The organism is Pseudomonas sp. KBS0707 (genome assembly GCF_005937945.2).
Lineage (GTDB): Bacteria > Pseudomonadota > Gammaproteobacteria > Pseudomonadales > Pseudomonadaceae > Aquipseudomonas > Aquipseudomonas amygdali.
This window is the reverse complement of sequence record NZ_CP041754.1, coordinates 1,383,139-1,404,020: the sequence shown is the minus strand read 5'-3', so window position 1 is coordinate 1,404,020 and position 20,882 is coordinate 1,383,139. Positions and strand designations below refer to the sequence as shown.

The following is a 20,882-nucleotide window of genomic DNA, read 5'->3' as shown; positions in this document are numbered from 1 at the left end:
ATCGTCATATGACGAGCAACACCCGCATAGAGCCAGACTGTTGGGATGATTAGTTTAATCTATCGATACTCTATTCCGATCAAGCGCTTACCGCTCAAAAAACGTTAACCCCCCCGGCTTCCGGGGAGTTAACCGCACTACCCCGTCCTGGACCCTGGCAAAAAACTATATAACCACAGGGTTTATTATTAAAAAAACTTCACAGAAAAGTCACTCGACTCATAAAAATAAATTTAACGTTATAGGCCGTTTTACAAGGACTCACTTAATAACGGGCTGAAAGAAATTAAAACGGGAAACACATACTCAAGCAGTCCCCTTTCAAGGAAAATAAACGTAACAAACTACCCGACCAAAACGAAAAGTTCGACATTGAAACTTAACTTACTGATGGGGAACGGAAGACGTTACACGTAACGCTCGACAGGGTGACTCATGGGTTTTTATACATTCGGTTTTCCGAACGCCGCTCACCCTTGGCATGGAGGGTTACAAAATCCTCCCGGTTTTTGGGCTCGAAACTAGATAGCTTTTTGCCACCCACCCATTCAGCTATCCGAACGGGTGGGTTTCATGGCATGCGGGCTCAAAATTTGATCGAAGAGATAGTTAACTGAAAGGATTCAGTGTAGGACAATCCGTCAATCGCAAGCTGTCACCACGCCAAAGGCGGTGACCATAACGAACGGTGATACCTCTTCATCACGGAAGAATGTTTCTAAATGTGTGTAAGCACTAGCTTACAAAACTTTAAAAAAGTTCAGCAAAAATAGTCGGCGAGCGTAAAAAGTTCATGCCGACCTGCCACGAACGAGAACAAAAACAAGGACGTATCAGCGTTGAAATATAGCGTCTTAACGGCGAGTCACACCGAAACGCCAACAAGAAAAAGCACCAAAAAAGGGCATTTTTCAGGTGATTTTGCTATACATCCGGCTTTAAAACCGCAGGTTATTAGCGTGAACCGCTGGCATAGACCACGATACGCGGGCCGCTTGGCAGCTCGCGCGGGCCCGTACGATCCTCGATATCATCACGCCTGCGAGGCGACGAGCGGTCATCCACGTAGCGCCCGGCTTGTAACACGCTAGGCACCGATAATGCCTCCCTTGCCGGTGTCCGCGGGGTCATCGGCGGCTCTTTATGCTCGACAGCCGGTACCAAGGGTGGTGTTTGCGGCGCAGAAGACTGCTCTGCTACCCGCATGGGTTCCACTGGGTTGGGCACAGGTGCCCGTTCAGCTACCTCAACCGGCTGCGCTGGCCTGGGCACCGGCGTTCGCTCGACCACCCTCACCGGCTGTGCCGTCTGGGGTAATGCCAAGTGTTCGACCACAGGCTTATCAATGCGCTGAGGGGTGCCCGTAGTCACAGGAGATTCCCCGGTTATTCGCGCGATACCGGCTGTCAGCACTTGCTTCTGAGTCTTGGGCAACAGCAACCGCCCTGGTCCATCTGGCGTTTTTTTGCTCAGAAACGCCGAGTTGAGTCTCAGCAACTGGCCCTCATCCACACCCGCAGTGGCCGCAAGCTGGGTCAGGTCTACCGCATGGTTGAGTTCGACCACGTCAAAATATGGCGTATTGGCGACCGGGGTGAGTTTTACACCATAGGTAGCGGCGTTGCGCACGATCAGCGAGAGCGCCAGCAGCCTGGGCACGTAATCCAGGGTTTCCCTGGGCAAATTCAGGTGCCAGTAATCAACAGGTAGTCCGCGCCGCCGATTGGCCTCAATCGCCCGGCCGACTGTGCCTTCGCCCGAGTTGTAGGCCGCCAGTGCCAGCAGCCAGTCATTATTGAACTGATCATGCAGGCGGGTCAGGTAATCCATCGCTGCCTTGCTTGAGGCCACCACGTCACGGCGAGCGTCGTACGTAGCGCTTTGATAAAGATTGAAGCTGCGCCCGGTAGAAGGCATGAATTGCCACAGGCCAGCCGCCGCAGCCGGTGAATTGGCCATCGGGTTGTAGGAGCTTTCGATCATTGGCAACAGCGCCAGCTCCAACGGCATGTTGCGCTCGTCCAGGCGCTCGACAATAAAATGCAGATAGGGGCTGGCCCGGACACTTGCCCCACTGATAAACCCACGATTGCTCAGCAGCCAATCGCGCTGGCGAGCGATACGCTCATTCATACCCTGGCCATCGGCCAGCCTGCTGCGTTGCGCAACGCGCTGCCACACGTCCTCGCCGTTATAGACGGGCAAATCGGAAATTTTCTCTGCCGCCCGCGCACCGTCCTGATCATCTCCCCCCCAGTAGACCAGGCCCGTAACCAGACGCGGGTTGCGTTCCTGCCGGGGTGCTGAATAGTCCACAGACTGACAACCCACACACAGCGAGCCCAGTGCGAGCAAAGCAATTTGAATAGCGCGAGCCAGCAAGCGGGGGCTCGATACGATGGAGGCAACGGCGGGCATGGGGGGAATGTCCTGAACGTGTCCATCCTACGTGGCACGTTCACCGTTACGGTTCCCTTTTTTGAAACCGATATCAGCCGCGCAAGGCATCTTGCTGAATCATTTCAGCCATAAGTATTTGCGATGGAACCCTCCGTTATCAGGTGCCACTCAGCAAATTAAGGAATTTTCAAGCTTTGCATCGGGCTGCCATCAGTGGCACATGGACAGGGAGATTCACCGTGCATTCATCCTCGATCCACCGCAACACCGGATGCATCATTCAGCCGCCAGCCCCGGCAAACACGAACGCTGCAACTGATCTACAGCAAAAAATCGAACAACCCAAACAACGCTCCTCCCACTCACTGAGCAGTGTCGGCAAGCGAGCGCTGAAGAACGTCAGCAAACTGTTCCAGAAATCCAAGGCACCGCAGCAGAAAGCGGCCACGCCTCCCACCGTAAAAAACGTCAAGCCTTCACAGCCCACTCCAAATGCGAAGACAGCCAAAGATAAAGCGCCTGTATCTCAGTTATCGAGCAATAGTCTTGATGACCTGGACGATACGCGCCAGCCAGTAACGCGTGCGGGGCATAGCGGCGCCAGCACTTGTGGCACCAAAGCCCAAGACCCGGACGAGCCGGCAACGCTCCAGAGTTCTCGGCAATCGATGATGACGCGCAGCAACGGAGGCCGTTTCGAGTTGAAAGACGAAAAACTGGTTCGCAACTCAGAGCCACAAGGCAGCATTCAACTGGACGCCAAGGGAAAGCCTGACTTCTCAACGTTCAATACTCCCGGCCTGGCCCCATTGCTGGATTCCATTCTCGCCACCCCCAGGCAAACCTACCTGGCCCATCAAAGCAAAGACGGCGTGCACGGCCACCAGTTGCTACAGGCCAACGGGCATCTGCTGCACCTGGCGCAGGACGACAGTTCGCTAGCCTTGATCCGCAGCAGCAAAGAAGCACTGCATATAGAAGGAAAGAAACCACCAGCGGTGAAACTGGAGCGTGAAGACGGCAACATTCACATCGACACCGCCAGCGGACGCAAGACTCAAGAGTTACCCGGCAAGGCGCACATCGCTCACATCACCGGCGTGCTTCTCAGGCACGACGGCGAGCGTATGCGTGTGCATGAAGACCGGCTCTATCAGTTCGACCCGCTCAGTGCTCGCTGGAAAGCGCCTGAAGGCACGGAGGACATTGCTTTCAATAGTCTGGCCACAGGCGGCAAGGGCTCGGTCTATGCGAAAAGCGACGATGTGGTAGTCGACCTCACGAGCCCTTTCATGCCGCACATCGAAGTCAAGGATCTGCAGTCATTTTCGGTGGCACCGGACAACAGAGCGGCATTGCTCAGCGGCAAGGAGACTCAGGCGATCCTGCTCACAGACATGAGCCCGGTGATTGGCGATCTGACCGAGAAGAAAACCAAAGCGCTTGAACTCGACGGCGGCAAGGCGCAGGCGGCTGCGGTCGGCCTGAGCGACAACAAGCTGTTCATAGCAGACACCCAAGGCAGACTTTACAGCGCGGACCGGAGCGCATTTGAAAGCAATGACCCGCAATTGAAGCTGATGCCCGATCAGGCAAACTTTCAACTGGCAGGCCTGCCGCTGGGTGGCCACGACAGCGTCACCGGATTCATCAACGGGGATGACGGCCGTGTACATGCATTGATCAAAAACCGCCAGGGCGAGATTCACTCCCACGCACTCAATGAGCAGGATTCAAAACTGGAAAGCGGCTGGAACCTGACCAATGCTCTGGTACTGAGCAACAATCGCGGGTTGACCATGCCCCCGGCACCCACCGCCGCTGACCGGCTCAACCTCGATCGTGCGGGTCTGGTTGGCCTGAGCGAAGGACGCATTCAGCGCTGGGACGCGACGCCCGAATGCTGGAAAGACGCCGGTATAAAAGATATTGACCGCCTGCAACGCGGTGCCGACAGCAACGCCTATGTGCTCAAGGGCGGCAAGCTGCACGCGCTCAAGGTGACTCCTGAACACCCCAACATGGCCTTTGACCACAACACAGCGCTGGCCCAGACCGCGCGCTCGACAACAGTCGAGATGGGCAAGGAAATCGAAGGCCTCGACGACCGAGTGATCACAGCCTTTGCAATGGTCAGCAACAAACGCTTCGTCGCCCTTGATGACCAGAACAAGCTGACCGCCCACAGCAAGGATCACAAACCCGTCACTCTCGATATCCCCGGCCTGGAAGGCGATATCAAGAGCCTTGCTCTGGATGAAAAACACAACCTTCATGCGCTCACCAGTACCGGCGGGCTTTATTGCCTGCCCAGGGAAGCCTGGCAATCGACAAAGCTGGGGGATCAGATGCGCGCCCGCTGGACGCCGGTTGCCCTACCCGGGGGTCAGCCGGTCAAGGCACTTTTCGCCAATGACGACAACGTGCTCAGCGCCCAGATCGAAGACGCCGAGGGCCAGGGTCTGATGCGGCTCAGTGCAGGCAAATGGCAAGCTTTCGAGCAGCGCCCGGTAGAAGAAAACGGTTTGAATGATGTGCACTCGCGAATCACGGGATCGAACAAGACCTGGCGAATTCCAAAAACCGGGCTGACGCTCAGAATGGACATCAATGCATTCGGGCGCAGCGGTGTGGAGAAATCCAAAAAAGCCAGCACCCGCGAATTCATGCGCGCCAACGTCTACAAAAACACCGCAGAAGTGCCCCGCTGGATGAAGAACGTTGGCAACAATATTCAACATCGCCACCACGGTCGTCTGGGTCTGAATGAGGTTTATGAAACCGAGTCCATGCTGTTCAAGCAGTTGGAGCTGATCCATGAGTCCGGCGGCAGGCCACCAGCCCCGGGCAAGGATTTGAAAGCACGCATTGCCGCACTGGAATCAAAACTGGGGCCTCAAGGCGCTACGCTGGTCAAGGAGCTGGAAACCCTGCGCGAAGAGCTGGAAAATCACAGCTATACGGCGCTGATGTCTATCGGCCAAAGCTATGGCAAGGTGAAAAACCTCAGGCAACAAGATGGCATTCTCAACCAGCACGGTGAGTTGGCCAAGCCGTCGGTGCGCACCCAGTTCGGCAAGAAACTTGCTGAGCTGGGCACAAAGCTCAACTTCAAAAGCTCTGGACATGACCTGGTAAAGGAGCTTCAGGACGCCTTGACTCAAGTTGCTCCGTCTGCTGAAAACCCCACCAAAAAGTTACTCGGCACGCTGAAGTATCAAGGGCTGAAACTCAGCCACCAGAAAGCCGATGTACCCTTGGGGCAGCGCCGCGATGCCAGTGAGGAGCATGGCCTGAGTAAAGCGCGTCTGGCGCTGGATCTGGTCACGCTGAAAAGCCTCGGCGCGCTGCTCGACGAGGTCGAACAGCTACCGCCGCAAGCCGACATAGATCCGTTACAAAACAAACTGGCGAGGCTGCGTGATGTGACTTACGGCGAAAACCCGGTCAAGGTGGTTACAGACATGGGCTTTACCGATAACAAAGCGCTGGAAAGCGGTTATGAAGCGGTCAAGACATTCCTCAAATCGTTCAAAAAAGCTGACCATGCGGTGAGCGTCAACATGCGCGCAGCCACAGGCAGCAAGGACCAGGCGGAGCTGGCCGGGAAATTCAAAAGCATGCTCAAGCAACTGGAGCATGGCGACGACGAAATTAGGCTGCAACGCAGTTACGGACTGAACCTTACCACCCCGTTCATCATTCTTGCCGACAACGCCACAGGACTATGGCCAACGGCAGGCACCACCGGCAACCGTAACTACATACTCAATGCCGAGCGTTGCGAGGGCGGCGTTACCCTGTACCTGATCAGCGAAGGTGCGGGAAACGTAAGCGGTGGCTTCGGTGCCGGCAAAGACTACTGGCCGGGCTTTTTTGACGAAAACCATCCTGCTCGTAGTGTCGACGTCGGTAACAACCGCACGTTGACCCCCAACTTTCGCTTGGGCGTGGACGTGACAGCCACCGTCGCCGCCAGCCAACGTGCCGGCGTGGTCTTCAACGTTCCGGATGAAGACATCGACGCATTCATCGACGACCTGTTTGAAGGCAAGCTGAATCCATTGCAGGTGCTTAAAAAGGCAGTAGACCATGAGACCTACCAGGCTCGGCGATTCAACTTCGACCTCACGGCGGGCGGAACTGCCGATCTACGCGCAGGGATAAACCTGACCGAAGACAGAGACCCGGATGCCGATCCCAATAGCGATTCGTTCTCTGCGGTGGTACGCGGCGGATTCGCGGCGAACATCACCGTTAACCTGATGACCTACACCGATAACTCGTTGACCCAGAAAAACGACAAGACCAAGTTGCGCGAAGGCGGCAAGAACCGCCCGCGTTTTCTCAACAACGCAACGCTTGGCGGGCAGCTTCGCGGGCAGATCGGCGGCACCCGCACGGCCCCCACAGGCACACCGGCCTCCGCCCCGGGACCGACGCTCGCGTCACAGTCAGCCGCCAACAATCTGGGAGTAGCGGTCAATTTCAGCGTAGAGAACAGGACTGTCAAACGGGTCAAGTTTCGCTATAACGTCGCCAAGCCGATAACCACCGAAGGTTTGGGCAAGCTGTCTAAAAGCCTCGGCGAGGCATTCAAGGACAGCACGACCAAAGCAAAACTGGCCGAACTGGCCGACCCGCTGAATGCGCGTTACGCAGGCAAGAAACCGGATGAGGTTATTCAGGCGCACCTCGACGGCCTTGAAGAACTGTTTGCCGACACTCAATGGCAGAACGACAAGCAGTACAAAGCGCTTCGTGGTCTGAAACGCGGGGCGGTCGAGCATCGAGCATCAGTCAATAAGCACAGCGTGATGGATAACGCACGTTTTGAGACCAGCAAAACCAACCTCTCCGGCCTGAGCAGTGAAAGCATACTCACCAAAATCATGGGCTCAGTGCGTGAAGCGAGCGCCCCCGGCAATGCGGCCAGGGTTGCCGAGTTCATGCGCCAGGACCCGAAACTCCGCGCCATGCTCAAGGACATGGAGGGCAGCATAGGGACACTGGCGCGCGTACGGCTGGAACCGAAGGACTCGCTGGTCGATAAAATCGACGAAGGTAGCCTGGACGGCACCATGACCCAAAGCGACCTCTCCGCCCTTCTGAGAGACCGCAACCAGATGCGCATCAAGCGCCTGGTGGTATTCCACACCGCGACTCAGGCTGAAAACTTCACCTCACCCACCCCCTTGGTCAGCTATAACAGCGGAGCGAATATGAGCGTCACTAAAACGCTGGGGCGCATCAACTTTATTTATGGCGCAGACCAGGACAAACCGATTGGTTACACCTTTGACGGCGAGTTGTCGCGGCCATCGGCGTCGCTCAAGGAAGCGGCGAGCAAGTTGAAGCAAGAAGGGTTTGAACTGAAAAGCTGAAAACGCAAACAGTGAAAAAAGCGCCGCTTTTACGCGGCGCTTTTTTATTCAAGCCTGTAGAAATGCGCGAGCCTCACGAGCCTGGGAAATGAAGCCGCGAGTCACGTCGCAGAACGCCGGCTCATCGAGCGATGCCAGTTCGCGCTGGGCGCATAGACGTACATCGCCCTGATCGATAGCAAACCAGCAACCGTGCAAACGGGCGACGTCGAAGTTCAGGCTCAACAGGCGCTGTAGATCAGTGGAACGCTCCGGACAACGACCTACTCGGCAATGAAAGACGACCATTTCGCTGTGCTCGGGCAATTCGATGACCGCCGCTTCGTTGTTCTGGCCGTCGTAAAGGGCGCATACGCCATTCTGCAAGGCCAGTGATGTACCGAGTTGGACGCCCAGAGCGTTGATGAAGCGGGCAAAATCGGGTGTCGGGTTTCTCATCGTTATAGTCCTTTAACGTTAAAGCAGTCTGAATCAGCCGGACAGCAGACAAGTACGGACTGTGCCCGGCGTTGGAATCAACGCGGAGCGAGCAAGCTTTCTTCGAGCGCCCGCAACTGCTCGTCGTCAAGCGGAACGGAGGGTGCCGGCCGCTGCACTGTGGGGCTGGATGGCGGCGTTGGGGCCGTGTTCCGGAGCTCGTCGACGGACACGCGAGCTTCAGGCGGTTTTGCTGGCGTAAGCGCAGCGCGTGCTGACGACACGCCGTTCAGCGCACCGTCTGCCAACACTCGAACCGTGTCCACGGCCATCTGGGTTGGCAGCTGCAACGCGCCTCGTCCCATGTGATAAGCGCTTTCCATAGCCCTTGGAATACCGCTCAACGTGCTCGGCTGGAAGGTATGTGGCAGCGATGCCCTGTTCGGATGGCGGATGTTGTTCAAGGCTGTTTCGGTACGATCCAGCATCGGCGTTGCGCCCCCCATCCCCGCATCCTTCAACGCCTTGGCTTCGGCGGTGACAGACTGGTTGGCGTAAAGCGTGGACAGATAGGAAATCGAGCCCGTTGCGACCAGAGCCATATTGCGCAGGATATTCCCCGCACTGAGCGTACCGCGCGCGCCTTCCAGCTGGGCTGTCACAGGCGGCAGTGCCGAGGTCAGCGCCGAGCTCTGAATACCCGGATATTGCCTTGCTGTAGAACGTGGTACGTACCGAGGCTTCGCGCAGGTCCATACCTTTGGCCAGATCCTTTTTCAGCTCTGTCTCGGCTCGGTCTGGCGTGAATACCGGAATTTTGCGCCCTGCGGGATCGACATACGTCGACTTCAACTGCAAAAGCGTTTGCGAACTGACAGACACCGCCCCGCCAAAGCCGGATGCCAAGGCTCTTGCACTCAGCGTCTGACCATTGATCTGGTGTAAATCGTTGAGCATCTGGCGCACGGCATGTGAACCACCAAAGGCACTGTAACCTATCATTTCACCCAACGGGTGGGTGGACGAACCCTGGACCTTCTTCTGATTCAGCACCGCGCGTTCGCCCTTGACGAATGCCTTGTCCTGAGCGATTTCCTCGGGCGTTTTTCTGATCAGCTCACCGTGCTCGCTTTTCAGTTCGAAGGGGTCAGGAATCACCGAATTGGTATCGATAGCCTTGAGTGGCACCATGTTCAGCCGTTCGTTCAGGCCAGTTTTCTGAAAAGTAGCCTGAAACACCGGTTTCACTACGCTGTTGACTGTCTCGTGGGCAATGCCCGTGACCATTCCGGTTATCGCCGCCTTGAGCATACTGGCGTCGCTGCTGGTCTCAGGCACCTCCTCTCGCAGCTTGTCACTGGTGGACAAACGCACATAACCCAGGTGCGTCATTGACGACAGGAACTGTGGAACCGCAGCTGCGACAATCGGCCCGGCACCTTTCCAGCCGCCAACCGAGTTGCGGGCAGTGACAAGATCACTGACGACGGTGTCCAGTTGTGTATGTGCGGCGACCGAAGCAAGGCGTTTAGCCTCTGGCGATTTGACGAAATCGGCGTGCAGGCCGACCAGAGTGGTTTTCGCATCAACCAGCGCCTGTCTGTTAGAGTGCAAAGCGTCCTTGGCGCCCTCTTCGGCACTTTGCAGGCTCACATCCAGTGCAGCGATGTGATCATCCAGCGACACGATGCCTTTGCTCAGCCCTTCGCCGATTGCCTTGCTCGCACGACCGGCGTACTCGCCAAGGGCTGTCTGACTGACGGCAAGCGTCGCCCGATCCTCGTTGGCATGCGGGCCTGTCTTGGTGGGCGTAGCGTCATGCATCAACTGAAAGTGCTCCAGTTGATCGGCGACCGATTGCGCGAAGCCCTTGATCAGTTGACCGACTTCGGCTTTGTCGGGTACCTGACCCGGCTGGGTAAACTTGTCCAGCAGTTGTTGCAAGTCCGAACCATGAAACTGCTTCAGTTGATAGCGCTCAGGGGAGAGACGCTCGGCCATGACTTCAAAAGGCAGCTTTTCAGCCTGCAGCAAGCTGCCAATCAATAACGCGGCACGCGAGCTGATCATCGGCGCGCCGCTGACCGGAGCTGTCGCCTGCTCAGCCTTGAAGGCCTGCAAAAGCTGCGTGTGTCGCGCCGCAACATTCAGCCGCGCGGCACCGGTAGCCGAGCTTTCTGCTGCGTGCGGCCCTGCCTGATTGGGAGTCAGCGGCGGATTCATGCCTGGCGTCACTGCATTCGGGTGAGCGGTCTGGGCGGGAATAGCATCGGGCTGCTGGTTTATCCGGGAGAGCTCGATGGCGCCCGATCCACCGATTCGCGGAGTGTTCATTGAAACTTCCCTGAGGCCGACAGGCTCTCGCGTTTGGCTGCCGTGGCAACAGGCTGCTCAGCCGGGGCACCTGCTGTTTTGACCTGCCCGATGAACCCATGCTCGCGCCACTCGTTCGCCAAATCAGCGAACGACTTCATCAACAGCAGCACGCCTTCGGCAGAGGCTCGCTCCAGGCTCACGGACCCCATAAGCAATACCCGACTGGTCTGAGCATTCCAGGAGAAAACCGGGCTATGGACACCCGAGAACATATGAAAATTAATGTCCATCAACGCCAGCAATGCAGCGTCACGATTGCGTGTCGGCAACGCTCCCATGTCGCCGTAAATCAAAACAGCACGGCCCTCATCGCGATCCTGATACTGAAGTGTGAAGTCCACTTCGCTGATTTTGAAATTGGCAGACTCGTAAAAACGTTCAGGCGTGGAAATAAGGCTGAGCGCGCAGATTTCATTTATCAGAGTGTGGTACGGGTCATTATTGGTCATTTCACGGCCTCTGAGTGCGATATGAGACCACACCGCTTTTCTGTAGGTGTGTTCCGCACTGAGTCGAAGGTAAAGGCGCTTTGGTTCCGTGTGCTCGTCAAGCGCACCAGGGATGGCGTATTGAAAACATCGCCATCAATAGCGGCGAAACGGGAACCGCTCACCTCGCTTTGCCACTCACTTTGAGCAACGTCTGGCGAATTCCTCGTCGACCTATAGAACTGACAGGGACGCGGCGACCGACGCTGGTAAATCCGGAAGACGACGCTGGTTCATATGTCCACCCCATCGAGGTAAAACATCATGAGCATCGGTATCACCCCCACACCCTACCAACCCACGTCAGCCGCGCTGGACTTCTCGGCGCTGAGTGAAAAAAGCCCGCAGACAAACACCTTCCACGATGAGAACGCCCCACAGGCCGTAGACGCTGGTGCCATGCTGTTCAACAGCGCCGCACCGAAAAACGTCAGTTTCGGGCAACCTGACAACAGCGTGCAGAGCCCGCAGGATGCCAACAACACAGCAAACCCCGAGTCCAACCTCATCAAGCTGTTCAGTGCATTGATTGTTTCACTGCTGCAGATGCTCATGAACCTTAATAAAAAACAGGACACAGATCAGGACTCGAGCGAGTGGCAGGACCCTTTTCAGAACAATGGCGGGCTCGGTACGCCTTCAACCGATAGCGGGGACAGCGGTGACGGCAGTACGCTAGCCGCAACGGGCGATGGCGGCGGCGATACACCCACTGCAACAGGTGGCAACACGCCTTCTGTCGAAGGCAGCAGCGAGAACGATGATGGCGTAACACCGCAACTGGCCAACCCCAACCATACCTCAGGCACGGGTCCGGTTTCGGATACAGCGGGCGCCAACGACCAGGCAGGCAAGGTAATTGTGGTGAAAGACACCATCAAAGTCGCTGCCAACACAGTCTATGACGCACACGGCGCAACCTTCACCGCCGACAAGTCGATGGGTAACGGAGACCAGAGCGAAAACCAGAAGCCTTTGTTCGAACTGGCAGAAGGCGCCACCTTGAAAAACGCTAACCTGGGTGAGAACGAAGTGGATGGCATACACGTGAAAGCCAAGGACGCCCAGCAAGTCACCATCGATAACGTGCACGCCGAAAACGTCGGGGAGGACATGATCACCGTCAAGGGCGAGGGAGGCGCAAAGGTAACCAATCTGCAAATCAAAAACAGCAGTGCTGAAAACGCAGACGATAAGGTTTTCCAACTTAACGCGAACACTCATTTGAACATCACTGGTTTCGAAGCCAACAATTTCGGAACGCTGGTTCGAACCAATGGTGAAAAGCAGTTTGATGACATGAATATCAAGCTGGACGGTGTAGACGCTAATCACGGCAAGTTCGCACTGGTAAAAAGCGACAGCGAAGACCTGCAGCTGGAGACCAGCAACATCGCCATGACCGATGTCAAACATGCCTATGATAAAACCAAGGCCTCGACCCAACACACAGAGCTTTGAATCCCAACCGGACAGCTGGAAAAAAAGGGGTGGCCTCACTCGTTGAGCCCACCCCTTTTTACCGTCTAATTGCAACTTACAGTTTGCTTACGACCGCCCAGGCTGAAACGGTGTTTCACTTGGAGAAGCCGCAATACCACCCTCTTCGATATCCGCTTCACGAGCGGGACGATGACGCAGGTTATTGACCGTGTTGCGCAAGCTGGCACCGGTATTGACGAGCGCTTCCCCGCCTTTGTCTTTGACGGTTTTCGCCAGTTTTACGGTCTGGTCGGCTACATAGCCTGTCGTACTGGACGCAGTCGACTTCACCGTGTCCTGTATGAACGACTCGGCTTTTTTAACCGCAGGGTCAGTCGCCAGTGCAGCGGTGGTCCAGCCTGCGAAAACGCCTGCCGAACCCGCCAGGTTGGTCAACTGACTGACCGCAGCACTGGTCGCCGGATGGGTAATGTTTTTCGTCGCCATTTCCTGCAACTTGCCTACCCCTGCGAAACCGCCCGCCAAGGCAACACCGTTTTGTACCAGACTGGTTGCCGAGACCAGACTTCTCACCGCCTTGAGCCCGTCAGTCGCGATGTCCAGTGGCAGGCCGGCCATCCGCTTGCCAGCGTTAAGCGCCGCACCTGAGTAGCTGGCCGACTTGATCGCGTTGTAAGCATCGAGCCAGTCGGTTTCTTCATTCAGGTCAGCCTTGGGCTCTTTATCCTTCAGGCCGAGCACGAATGCACCACCACGCAGGTGATCGCGCGACTGCACACTGAGCATGCGGTTGCCAAAGCCTGCGTTGGCAGCCAGACCACCCGCCGTCGACACGCTGATGTCAACAGCACTCTGGACTGCTGGTCTGGACGCCAGTGCCGGCGCCAATACCGTGCGTACTGCGTTGCGCGCCGAGTACGTTTGCACCGCAATCCCCATGTCCACAACCTGCCTGCCAAGCCCTGGCGAGTGGCGTTTCACGGAAGTAGCCATCGCATCATGGATGCCTGTCCGGCGAGGTGCTCAGATAACGCAGATCACCCGTCGCGCGATCCATCATCTTGGTGCCCACCTGGTCCATCGCTCCCGACAGCGCCCCGGAAATAAACGGGGTTAGCGGCTTGAGTGGAGCAGGTAGCCAATCGCCCTTGTTAATCGCCGGTTGCATGTACTGAAGCACCGAAGCTGCGGCAAATGGCGTGGCCCGTAACGCGCTTGATGCCGTAGTCGCCAATCGGTCGAACTTTTCCGCCTTGGCAAATGTTTCTCCGATGCTTGCACGGGGTTCGCCCTGCTCGCTCAAACGCCTGGCGCGCGCATCGATCAGCGCATCGATCTGCTCGTTATGAGCATGAATGGCAGCGTGGTCCTCCAATGAGTCGGTCAACGGCAATTTGTGTGCAGCGAACACATGATCCTTCAGGTAATCAGTAATCGCATGCAGATTGTTCTGCGCACCGGAGCTGACGGACCGCACAGAACTGGAAGCAAGAGACGCGTCAGACGCGGTTCGAAAGCTCTCCATCTCAATACCAGGCGGTTGTGGGGCGGATCGGTTGATGTGCGGAGTTTGAACAGCAAAACGCTGAGGCGGGCTTGTCCGGAACGAGTAGTTGCGCGAAAGCAATGCAGCGAAGTGTCGATCAAACAACGCCAGAAACAGCGAAACGTCCGGCTACCCGCCAATTGAACAGGATCGACAAAGGCTGTGTGGTCCCGGATCCGTTGACGGTTCCAGTGCATGACCTGTGCATGCCGAACTCAAAGGCTCCAGCCGAAACAGCACAGCAAACCGTGTTGAAGATTACGCACCTGGAAATTAAGCGGGCTTTAAGGCAAGCGGCGTATGTTCGCGGCATAGCGCGTTCAATGAACATGCACAGCCTTTTTCCAACCCAGCAAGGGAGTGCCGTAATGACTGGTCTTTTCGAAAAAAAATGGCGGTGCATCAGCAGAACAGTGACCTATGTTGGCTGGTCGCTGTTCTGGCTTCTTGCTCTGGGACCTGGCCGTGACCATGGATGTCATGCTGATCGAAGGCAAGGGCATCGATTTCCCGCTGATGCCTCTCACGCTGCTTTGCTCGGCATTGATCGTGCTGATCAGCTTTCGCAACACAAGTGCCTAAAACCGCTGGTGGGAAGCGCGTACGTTGTGGGGCGCGATGGTCAATAGCTCACGCAGCTATGGCCGCCAGGTGATTACCCTGATTGAAGGTAATACCGATGATCGCAACAACCCCGTGAAAGAAGTGCTGTTTCATCGCCACGTGGCCTACCTGCGGGCACTGCGGGCCCATCTCAAAGGCGATGCCGGCACCGCAAAACTCGACGGACTGTTGTCGGACGCCGAAATTCGTCGAGCCTCTGATAGCAATAACTTTCCCAATGACATTCTGAACGGCTCGGCGGCCATCATCTCCGAAGAGTTTGCAGCGGGACGCATCGACAGCATTCGTCTGGCGCGACTGGAGTCGACCATGGTCGAACTGTCCAACTGCCAGGGCGGCATGGAACGCATCGTCAACACACCTCTGCCCTACCCGTACGTCTATTTTCCGAGGCTGTTCAGCACCTTGTTCTGCGTCATCATGCCACTGAGCATGGTAACCACCCTGGGCTGGTTCACCCCGGCGATATCCACAGTAGTCGGCTGCCTCCTACTGGCAATGGACCGTATCGGCACCGACCTGCAAGCGCCCTTCGGCAGCAGTCAGCACCAGATTCGCATGGAAGACTTGTGCAACACCATCGAAAAAAACCTGCGTTCGATGTTTAGTGCGCCGGAAAAGCAGCTGCTGTGGACAGGCTCGCAAAGCGAGGACGGTGATGCTTGGAAAGCGCATCGGCTGGCCGTTTGAGGGGCGGATATAAGCGCTAGCGGCCAACCCTGCAAATTTTCACAGCCCAAGGAGGTTTAGAGGCGTAGCGTCGATGATCATCCCGTCGGCAGGTGTGAGGCCGTAGCCTGGGATGAGCGGCACATCATTGACTGCCAAAGCCGAGCTGACAGGAACGACGGCCTTCACCCCGTACTCTGGCGAAGGTCAGGGTGCCAAGCCATAAGCTTCTGACGCGGGGCCGCCGCCCTTGCCGTGAAGCGGGGCAAGGGATGCTGCAAGTTCGCTTTTGCGAAACGGCTTTGTGAGCCGCGGAAGATCCGGATCAAGGCCCTCACGTTCGGCATACCCGGAGACCAGAAGGACCGCGGTTCCAGGCCTTGAGGAGCGGACCACCCGGGCCAGATCGGTCCCGTTGATACCCGGCATGAGGTGGTCAGTGATCAGCAGATCAAATGCCTGCCCGTTGGCTATCAGTTGCATGGCCTCTTCACCTGACCCGGCCTCGATCACGCGGTAACCCAGCTCGGCCAGCATGTAACAGGTGCTTGCCCGTACCAGTTCCTCATCGTCGACCAGCAGCGCGATCCCGCGCGTCAATTGCGGCTCTGACGCCTCGACAATGTGCAAAGCCGCTGCTGGCACGGTCATGCTGCGCGGCAACCACAGCTCCACTTTCGTCCCGAAACCTGGCGAACTCTGAATCGTGAGAGCACCGTTCAATTGTGATGCCAGCCCATGCACCATCGAAAGACCCAGACCAGTCCCTTTGCCGACACCCTTTGTGGAGAAGAATGGCTCCACCGCTCGGCCAAGCGTGGCAGCGTCCATGCCAGTGCCCGTATCTGCGACGGTTAAACAGAGGTATTCGCCTTTCGGCAGCTTCGAACGATGCCCATCGCCTACCAGCACCGTACCGGCAGATATGCACAGGGTGCCGCCCCCGATCATCGCGTCACGCGCGTTCACGGAAAGGTTGAGAACAGCCATCTCCAGCTGGTTTTGATCGGCAATGGCAGCGGGCAGATTCTCTGGAGCGTCGACGACCACTTTGATCTTCGGCCCGGCCGTTCTGGCCACCAGATCGCCCATATCGCTCAGCAATTTGGCCACATCGACCGGAACCGTCTGCAAAGGCTGACGGCGCGCGAAGGCTAGCAGTCTCTGTACCAGCGTCTTGGCACGCTCCGCCGATTGCATTGCGCCCGAGATGAGACGTTGCTCTCGATCGCCACCCACGCCACGTCGCAGAAGCAGATCGAGCGTGCCCACAATGGGCGTGAGCAGGTTATTGAAGTCATGCGCAACGCCGCCGGTAAGCTGCCCCATTGCTTCCATCTTCTGGCTCTGGCGCAGCGTCTGCTGGACCTCCTCGCGCTCGGCGATGGCCTGGACAATTCGCCTTTCAAGGGTGTCGTTAAGCTCCCTCAACTCCTCCTCGGCAGCCTTGCGAGCAGTGATTTCGATTGCGGTGCCGGTGACGCGCAAACAGACACCGGCTGCATTGAACACCCCGCGCCCCTTTGCCGCGATCCAGCGAACGATGCCGTCCTCTCGGCCAACCGTGCGGTAGTCGACCTCGTAGAGCGCGCGACGCTCTGGATCTGCGGCCGCCAGGAAGGCGTCGATCGTCGCATCACGATCCTCGGGGTGCAAACCATCATAGAAATCTTGCAACGTGACCTTCACGTTAGCCGAGATGCCGAACATCGCCTTGGTTTGTGAAGGCCAAACCAGCGTGTCATGAACCAAATCCACGTCCCAGAAACCCACATCGGCGTGGTCGACGGCAAGACGCAATCTCGACTCGCTGATACGGATCGCGGAATCCGTTCGTGCACGGTGAACAATCAGTCCGACCGTATGAGCCACGAAGTTGATGATCTCAATATCCGCTGGCAATGGCTTACGCAGCTCACGGTGGTACAGGACGAACGCACCGAGCAGTGCGCCCTGCGCCGAACGGATAGGCACCGACCAGCAAACGAGCAGCCCATGTCCGACGGCCAGATCGCGGAACTCGCTCCAGCGCGGGTCGATCATGATGTCGGCCACTGCCGTTAATGCGCTCTGATAGCCCAGGAACGGGGCGACAGCCATGGCTTTGAGAGCGTCAGTGTAAGCGTCAGGCAGACTTGGGCTGGCACAATGCTCCACGTGATACATGTCTTCATCCAGGAGCACGATGCTCCCCACGAATCCCGACGTTGACAGCGCTTCCACTTCGCGGACGATTGCATCCAGGGTAACGTTCAGGGTTGTTACTTCTACAGCCAGCTCCAGGATTCGATTCTGAGTGGTCCTTAGTGCCGCCCCGCGATTGCGTGCCTGGGTCAGGCGCGCATTCTCGATTGCGATGGTTGCCAGTCGCGCCAGACTTTCCAACAGTTTGATCGTATCGGGATCATGATCGCGAACATCGGACCAGTAAGCGCCAAGCGCCGAGAACGGAACAGGTCTACCTATGGGCACCATCACGAGGCTTCGGACAAAGGTAGGCGCGTAAGCGTCCTGAGGGATGCGTGGATCGAGCCAAACGTCACGGATCGCAACCGTCTCACCATGGCGCATCGTCCAACCAGATACACAATGGTCAATCAGGAAGCTCTGTCCTTGCCAAAGGGGAGAGACCGCATCTTCGGCTACATAAGAACAGCGGCCTTCATTTTCTATGACGACCGCAATGCCCTCCGCGCCTACCGCAGCGCGCGCCGTGTCCCTCAACACAGCGACGACCTCCTCCACCGAGGCCGCACAGGTCAGTCTCTCGCTGGCACTCAGCACATGAGACAGGCGGTCATCACCGATCAGATCCTTGGGGACATTAAGCAAACGGATCTCCCGACGGCCGCAGAATCCTGTTCCGCGGCGTGGTTCAAATTGAAGGAGGAAAAGAGATACTGAAGCGCGACTCTCTTTTCACAATTGTCGAATTTCAGTCTCTCAGAAAAACGATTATCAAGCATCACCGCTGCGGTATTTTGCGACAGGTAGCACTTAGCCATCATTTTTTCCCCGCGAAGGGCAGCTTTGGGCCGGCTGTGTTGAAAAAACTGGTTTTCTCAAACGGGCTGATCATTGGTCGACGACTTATTCAACAGAATCGGTAAAAAACTGTCTTTCGCAGGCGCGATCTTAATGTCCCAGGTTTAGCTGTCATTCAGGACTGCCGGAATAGCAGCCGTCCCAGCCAACAGACCACCCTCAATGTTGAACTCACTGCACGTGATGTAGGTGGCGTCATCCGACGCGAGCAGCAAGGCCAGAGCGGCCACTTCTTCAGGCATTCCGAATCGCCTGAGCGAAGTGTCTTGAACCAGCGCAGCCATTCGTTCCTCACGACCAGCATCGCTACCTAACATGGGTTCCCACATGGGGGTGAGGATGACCGCCGGATGAATCGAGTTGCCTGCAACCGCATTACCAAGGTCGTCGTTAATATCCGTGACGTAAACGAAGCAGCCTTGTTGCACAAAGAGTTTTGCAATGGCGGCACCGATGCCTTGAGCCGCGCCGGTAACGACTGCGGTCCTGGAAACCAGTTTATTTTCCATAAATGATGACATCTCCATGGTGAGGCTTATTCAGACCGCATGAGAATGAGCCCATGCCCTATGCCATGCTCACACCTGGCAAAGAGGCTAAAACATAAGCGGGGCGGCTCAAAACTCAAACCCCTGCCCTAACTCATGCTCCATCCATTCAAGAAATCTTCTGACTCTGGGGAAGCCGGAATGGGCCTTGGGAAAGACCAGATGATGCGCTGCAACCGGTGCAGTCAATTCTTGAGGCGCAACTTCGATAAGTTCGCCAGTGCCCAGATACTTTTGCGCCAGCAAGGTGCTTTCCAGCGCAAAACCCAAGCCGTGACTGGCGGCTTCCAGCGTCATGTACGAACGGTCGAAACTCAGCGCATAAGGCTTTTCCGGGCGAGCCAGTCCATGCCGGGCAAACCACTCGGGCCATTTGAGCAACGTGGCTTCGGAGAGAATCAATTCACGCTCGAGCAAGTCCGCTGCGCTGTGCACCGGGCGACGCGCCAGCAGTTGCGGAGACGCCAGCACAGCGAATTTCTCGTCACGCAGGGTGCGCACTTCGTAGCTCGGCCAGTTTGGTCTGCCATGACGGATATCGACATCGATCTTGTCCCGGCTGAAATGCAGTGACTCATAAGAGCACGACAGGTTGATCTGGATATCCGGGTGGCTTACCCGAAACGCCTCCAGCCTCGGCATTAGCCAGAGCAGCCCGAAACTGGGCGCGGAATGCAGGCGCAAGCAATCGAGACTGACATCGCTTGCCGCACGTTCGGTCGCGACGGCAAGGCTGTGCAACACCCCCGAGACATCTTTCAGATACTGCTCGCCGACCGGCGTGAGCGTGACACCGCGCGCGGCCCGGACGAACAATTGCCGTCCGATCAAAGCCTCCAGTCTGGCCAGTTGGTGACTGACTGCCGAGGGTGTCAGGTCCAGGACCTCGGCTGCTCTGGCCAGATTGCCGAAGCGGGCAGTCTGTTCGAAGGCCTGAAGCGCTTTCAGCGGTGGCAGGCTCAGAGGTGCATCGTCATCAGGCTGCATGAACACTCCGATGTGTCCGATTATTCGAGTTTCATGCATTCAACCACTGGTATTGCGGATTGACGAGAGGTGAATTTTTTTCAGCACCCAGTGATTTTTGCGGCATTGCTCAGAACCGGCACCGGGAACACTCTGAAGTCATCGATCACCCGAATCGAACCCAACAACAATAACCAGAGGTATCCCTCATGCTTCTTCAAGGCAAAATCGCAGTCATCACCGGCGCGGCGTCGGAGCGCGGTATCGGTCGCGCAACCGCGGTCACGTTCGCCCGCCATGGCGCACGCGTGGTCATTATCGATCTGGACGAATCCGCTGCACGCGATGCCGCTGCCGCGTTGGGTGAAGGCCACTTGGGCCTGGCAGCCAACGTCGCCGATGAAAAACAGGTTCACGAAGCCGTCAGCAAAATCATCGCGCACTACGGTCGTATTGACATTCTGGTGAATAACGCGGGTATCACACAGCCCATCAAGACTCTGGACATCCGCCCTGGCGATTACGACAAGGTGCTCGACGTCAGCCTGCGCGGCACTCTACTCATGTCGCAAGCGGTGATCCCGACCATGCGCGCCCAATCCTCGGGCAGTATCGTCTGCATGTCTTCGGTTTCCGCCCAGCGTGGCGGGGGCATTTTCGGTGGCCCTCACTACAGCGCAGCGAAAGCCGGCGTGCTGGGGCTGGGCAAGGCGATGGCACGTGAATTCGGGCCTGATCAGGTGCGTGTCAATTCCATCGCCCCCGGCCTGATTCATACCGATATCACCGGCGGTCTGATGCAGGATGAGCGACGCCACGCGATCATCGACGGCATTCCGCTAGGCCGCCTGGGCGCAGCGCAGGACGTGGCCAATGCCGCGCTGTTTCTGGCCAGCGACCTGTCGTCCTATCTCACCGGTATCACGCTGGATGTGAACGGCGGCATGCTGATTCACTGACCGCGTGTGGACGGGCT

General features: G+C 57.0%; 9 protein-coding genes and 3 pseudogenes. 4 read left to right on the top strand and 8 right to left on the bottom strand.

The features are described from left to right. Nucleotides 1–954: 954 nt before the first annotated feature. Nucleotides 955–2,418, bottom strand: coding sequence for a transglycosylase SLT domain-containing protein (locus FFH21_RS06590; RefSeq protein ID WP_011167988.1), 1,464 nt, complete (start codon nucleotides 2,416–2,418; stop codon nucleotides 955–957). A gap of 221 nt (nucleotides 2,419–2,639) precedes the next feature. Between FFH21_RS06590 and FFH21_RS06585 the strand changes: the two genes are divergently transcribed. Continuing rightward, nucleotides 2,640–7,784 carry an AvrE-family type 3 secretion system effector gene (locus tag FFH21_RS06585; RefSeq protein ID WP_011167987.1) on the top strand — a complete coding sequence of 1,715 codons (5,145 nt, stop codon included), beginning with the start codon at nucleotides 2,640–2,642 and terminating at the stop codon, nucleotides 7,782–7,784. A gap of 48 nt (nucleotides 7,785–7,832) precedes the next feature. Here FFH21_RS06585 and FFH21_RS06580 read toward each other — a convergent pair whose 3' ends face one another. The 3 genes and pseudogenes from FFH21_RS06580 to FFH21_RS06570 form a co-directional block, all read right to left on the bottom strand. Beyond that, the gene (locus tag FFH21_RS06580) at nucleotides 7,833–8,222 is read right to left on the bottom strand and encodes a type III secretion system chaperone (RefSeq protein ID WP_004656187.1); all 390 of its coding nucleotides are present in this window, start codon (nucleotides 8,220–8,222) and stop codon (nucleotides 7,833–7,835) included. Between the two features lie 77 nt (nucleotides 8,223–8,299). Next, nucleotides 8,300–10,535, bottom strand: a pseudogene (locus FFH21_RS06575) (restriction endonuclease). Continuing rightward, nucleotides 10,532–11,026: a CesT family type III secretion system chaperone gene (locus tag FFH21_RS06570; RefSeq protein ID WP_011167986.1), complete on the bottom strand. Its 495-nt coding sequence runs from the start codon at nucleotides 11,024–11,026 to the stop codon at nucleotides 10,532–10,534. The pseudogene FFH21_RS06575 and the gene FFH21_RS06570 overlap by 4 nt, the downstream one beginning before the upstream one ends. Nucleotides 11,027–11,329: 303 nt before the next feature. On the opposite strand from FFH21_RS06570, the gene FFH21_RS06565 reads away from it, so the two are divergent. Continuing rightward, the gene (locus FFH21_RS06565; RefSeq protein ID WP_011167985.1) at nucleotides 11,330–12,526 is read left to right on the top strand and encodes a pectate lyase; all 1,197 of its coding nucleotides are present in this window, start codon (nucleotides 11,330–11,332) and stop codon (nucleotides 12,524–12,526) included. An 87-nt stretch (nucleotides 12,527–12,613) separates the two neighbouring features. Here the strand turns inward: FFH21_RS06565 and FFH21_RS06560 are convergent. Further along, nucleotides 12,614–13,985: pseudogene (locus tag FFH21_RS06560) on the bottom strand (type III effector). A gap of 437 nt (nucleotides 13,986–14,422) precedes the next feature. Between FFH21_RS06560 and FFH21_RS06550 the strand changes: the two are divergent. Further along, nucleotides 14,423–15,368: pseudogene (locus FFH21_RS06550) on the top strand (bestrophin family protein). A gap of 186 nt (nucleotides 15,369–15,554) precedes the next feature. Here FFH21_RS06550 and FFH21_RS06545 read toward each other — a convergent pair. The 3 genes from FFH21_RS06545 to FFH21_RS06530 all read right to left on the bottom strand — a co-directional run bounded on the left by FFH21_RS06545 (nucleotide 15,555) and on the right by FFH21_RS06530 (nucleotide 19,927). Further along, nucleotides 15,555–18,074, bottom strand: coding sequence for an ATP-binding protein (locus FFH21_RS06545; protein ID WP_011167984.1), 2,520 nt, complete (start codon nucleotides 18,072–18,074; stop codon nucleotides 15,555–15,557). A gap of 422 nt (nucleotides 18,075–18,496) precedes the next feature. Continuing rightward, complete coding sequence (locus tag FFH21_RS06535) at nucleotides 18,497–18,901, bottom strand: SDR family oxidoreductase (protein WP_011167983.1); 405 nt, start codon at nucleotides 18,899–18,901, stop codon at nucleotides 18,497–18,499. Nucleotides 18,902–19,009: 108 nt separating this feature from the next. After that, a complete protein-coding gene (locus FFH21_RS06530) occupies nucleotides 19,010–19,927 on the bottom strand; it encodes a LysR substrate-binding domain-containing protein (RefSeq protein WP_011167982.1) in 918 nt (305 codons plus the stop codon). A 188-nt stretch (nucleotides 19,928–20,115) separates the two neighbouring features. Between FFH21_RS06530 and FFH21_RS06525 the strand changes: the two genes are divergently transcribed. Further along, nucleotides 20,116–20,865 (top strand): SDR family NAD(P)-dependent oxidoreductase, encoded by a 750-nt coding sequence (locus FFH21_RS06525; RefSeq protein ID WP_004656170.1) that lies wholly within the window; start codon nucleotides 20,116–20,118, stop codon nucleotides 20,863–20,865. Nucleotides 20,866–20,882 lie beyond the last annotated feature (17 nt).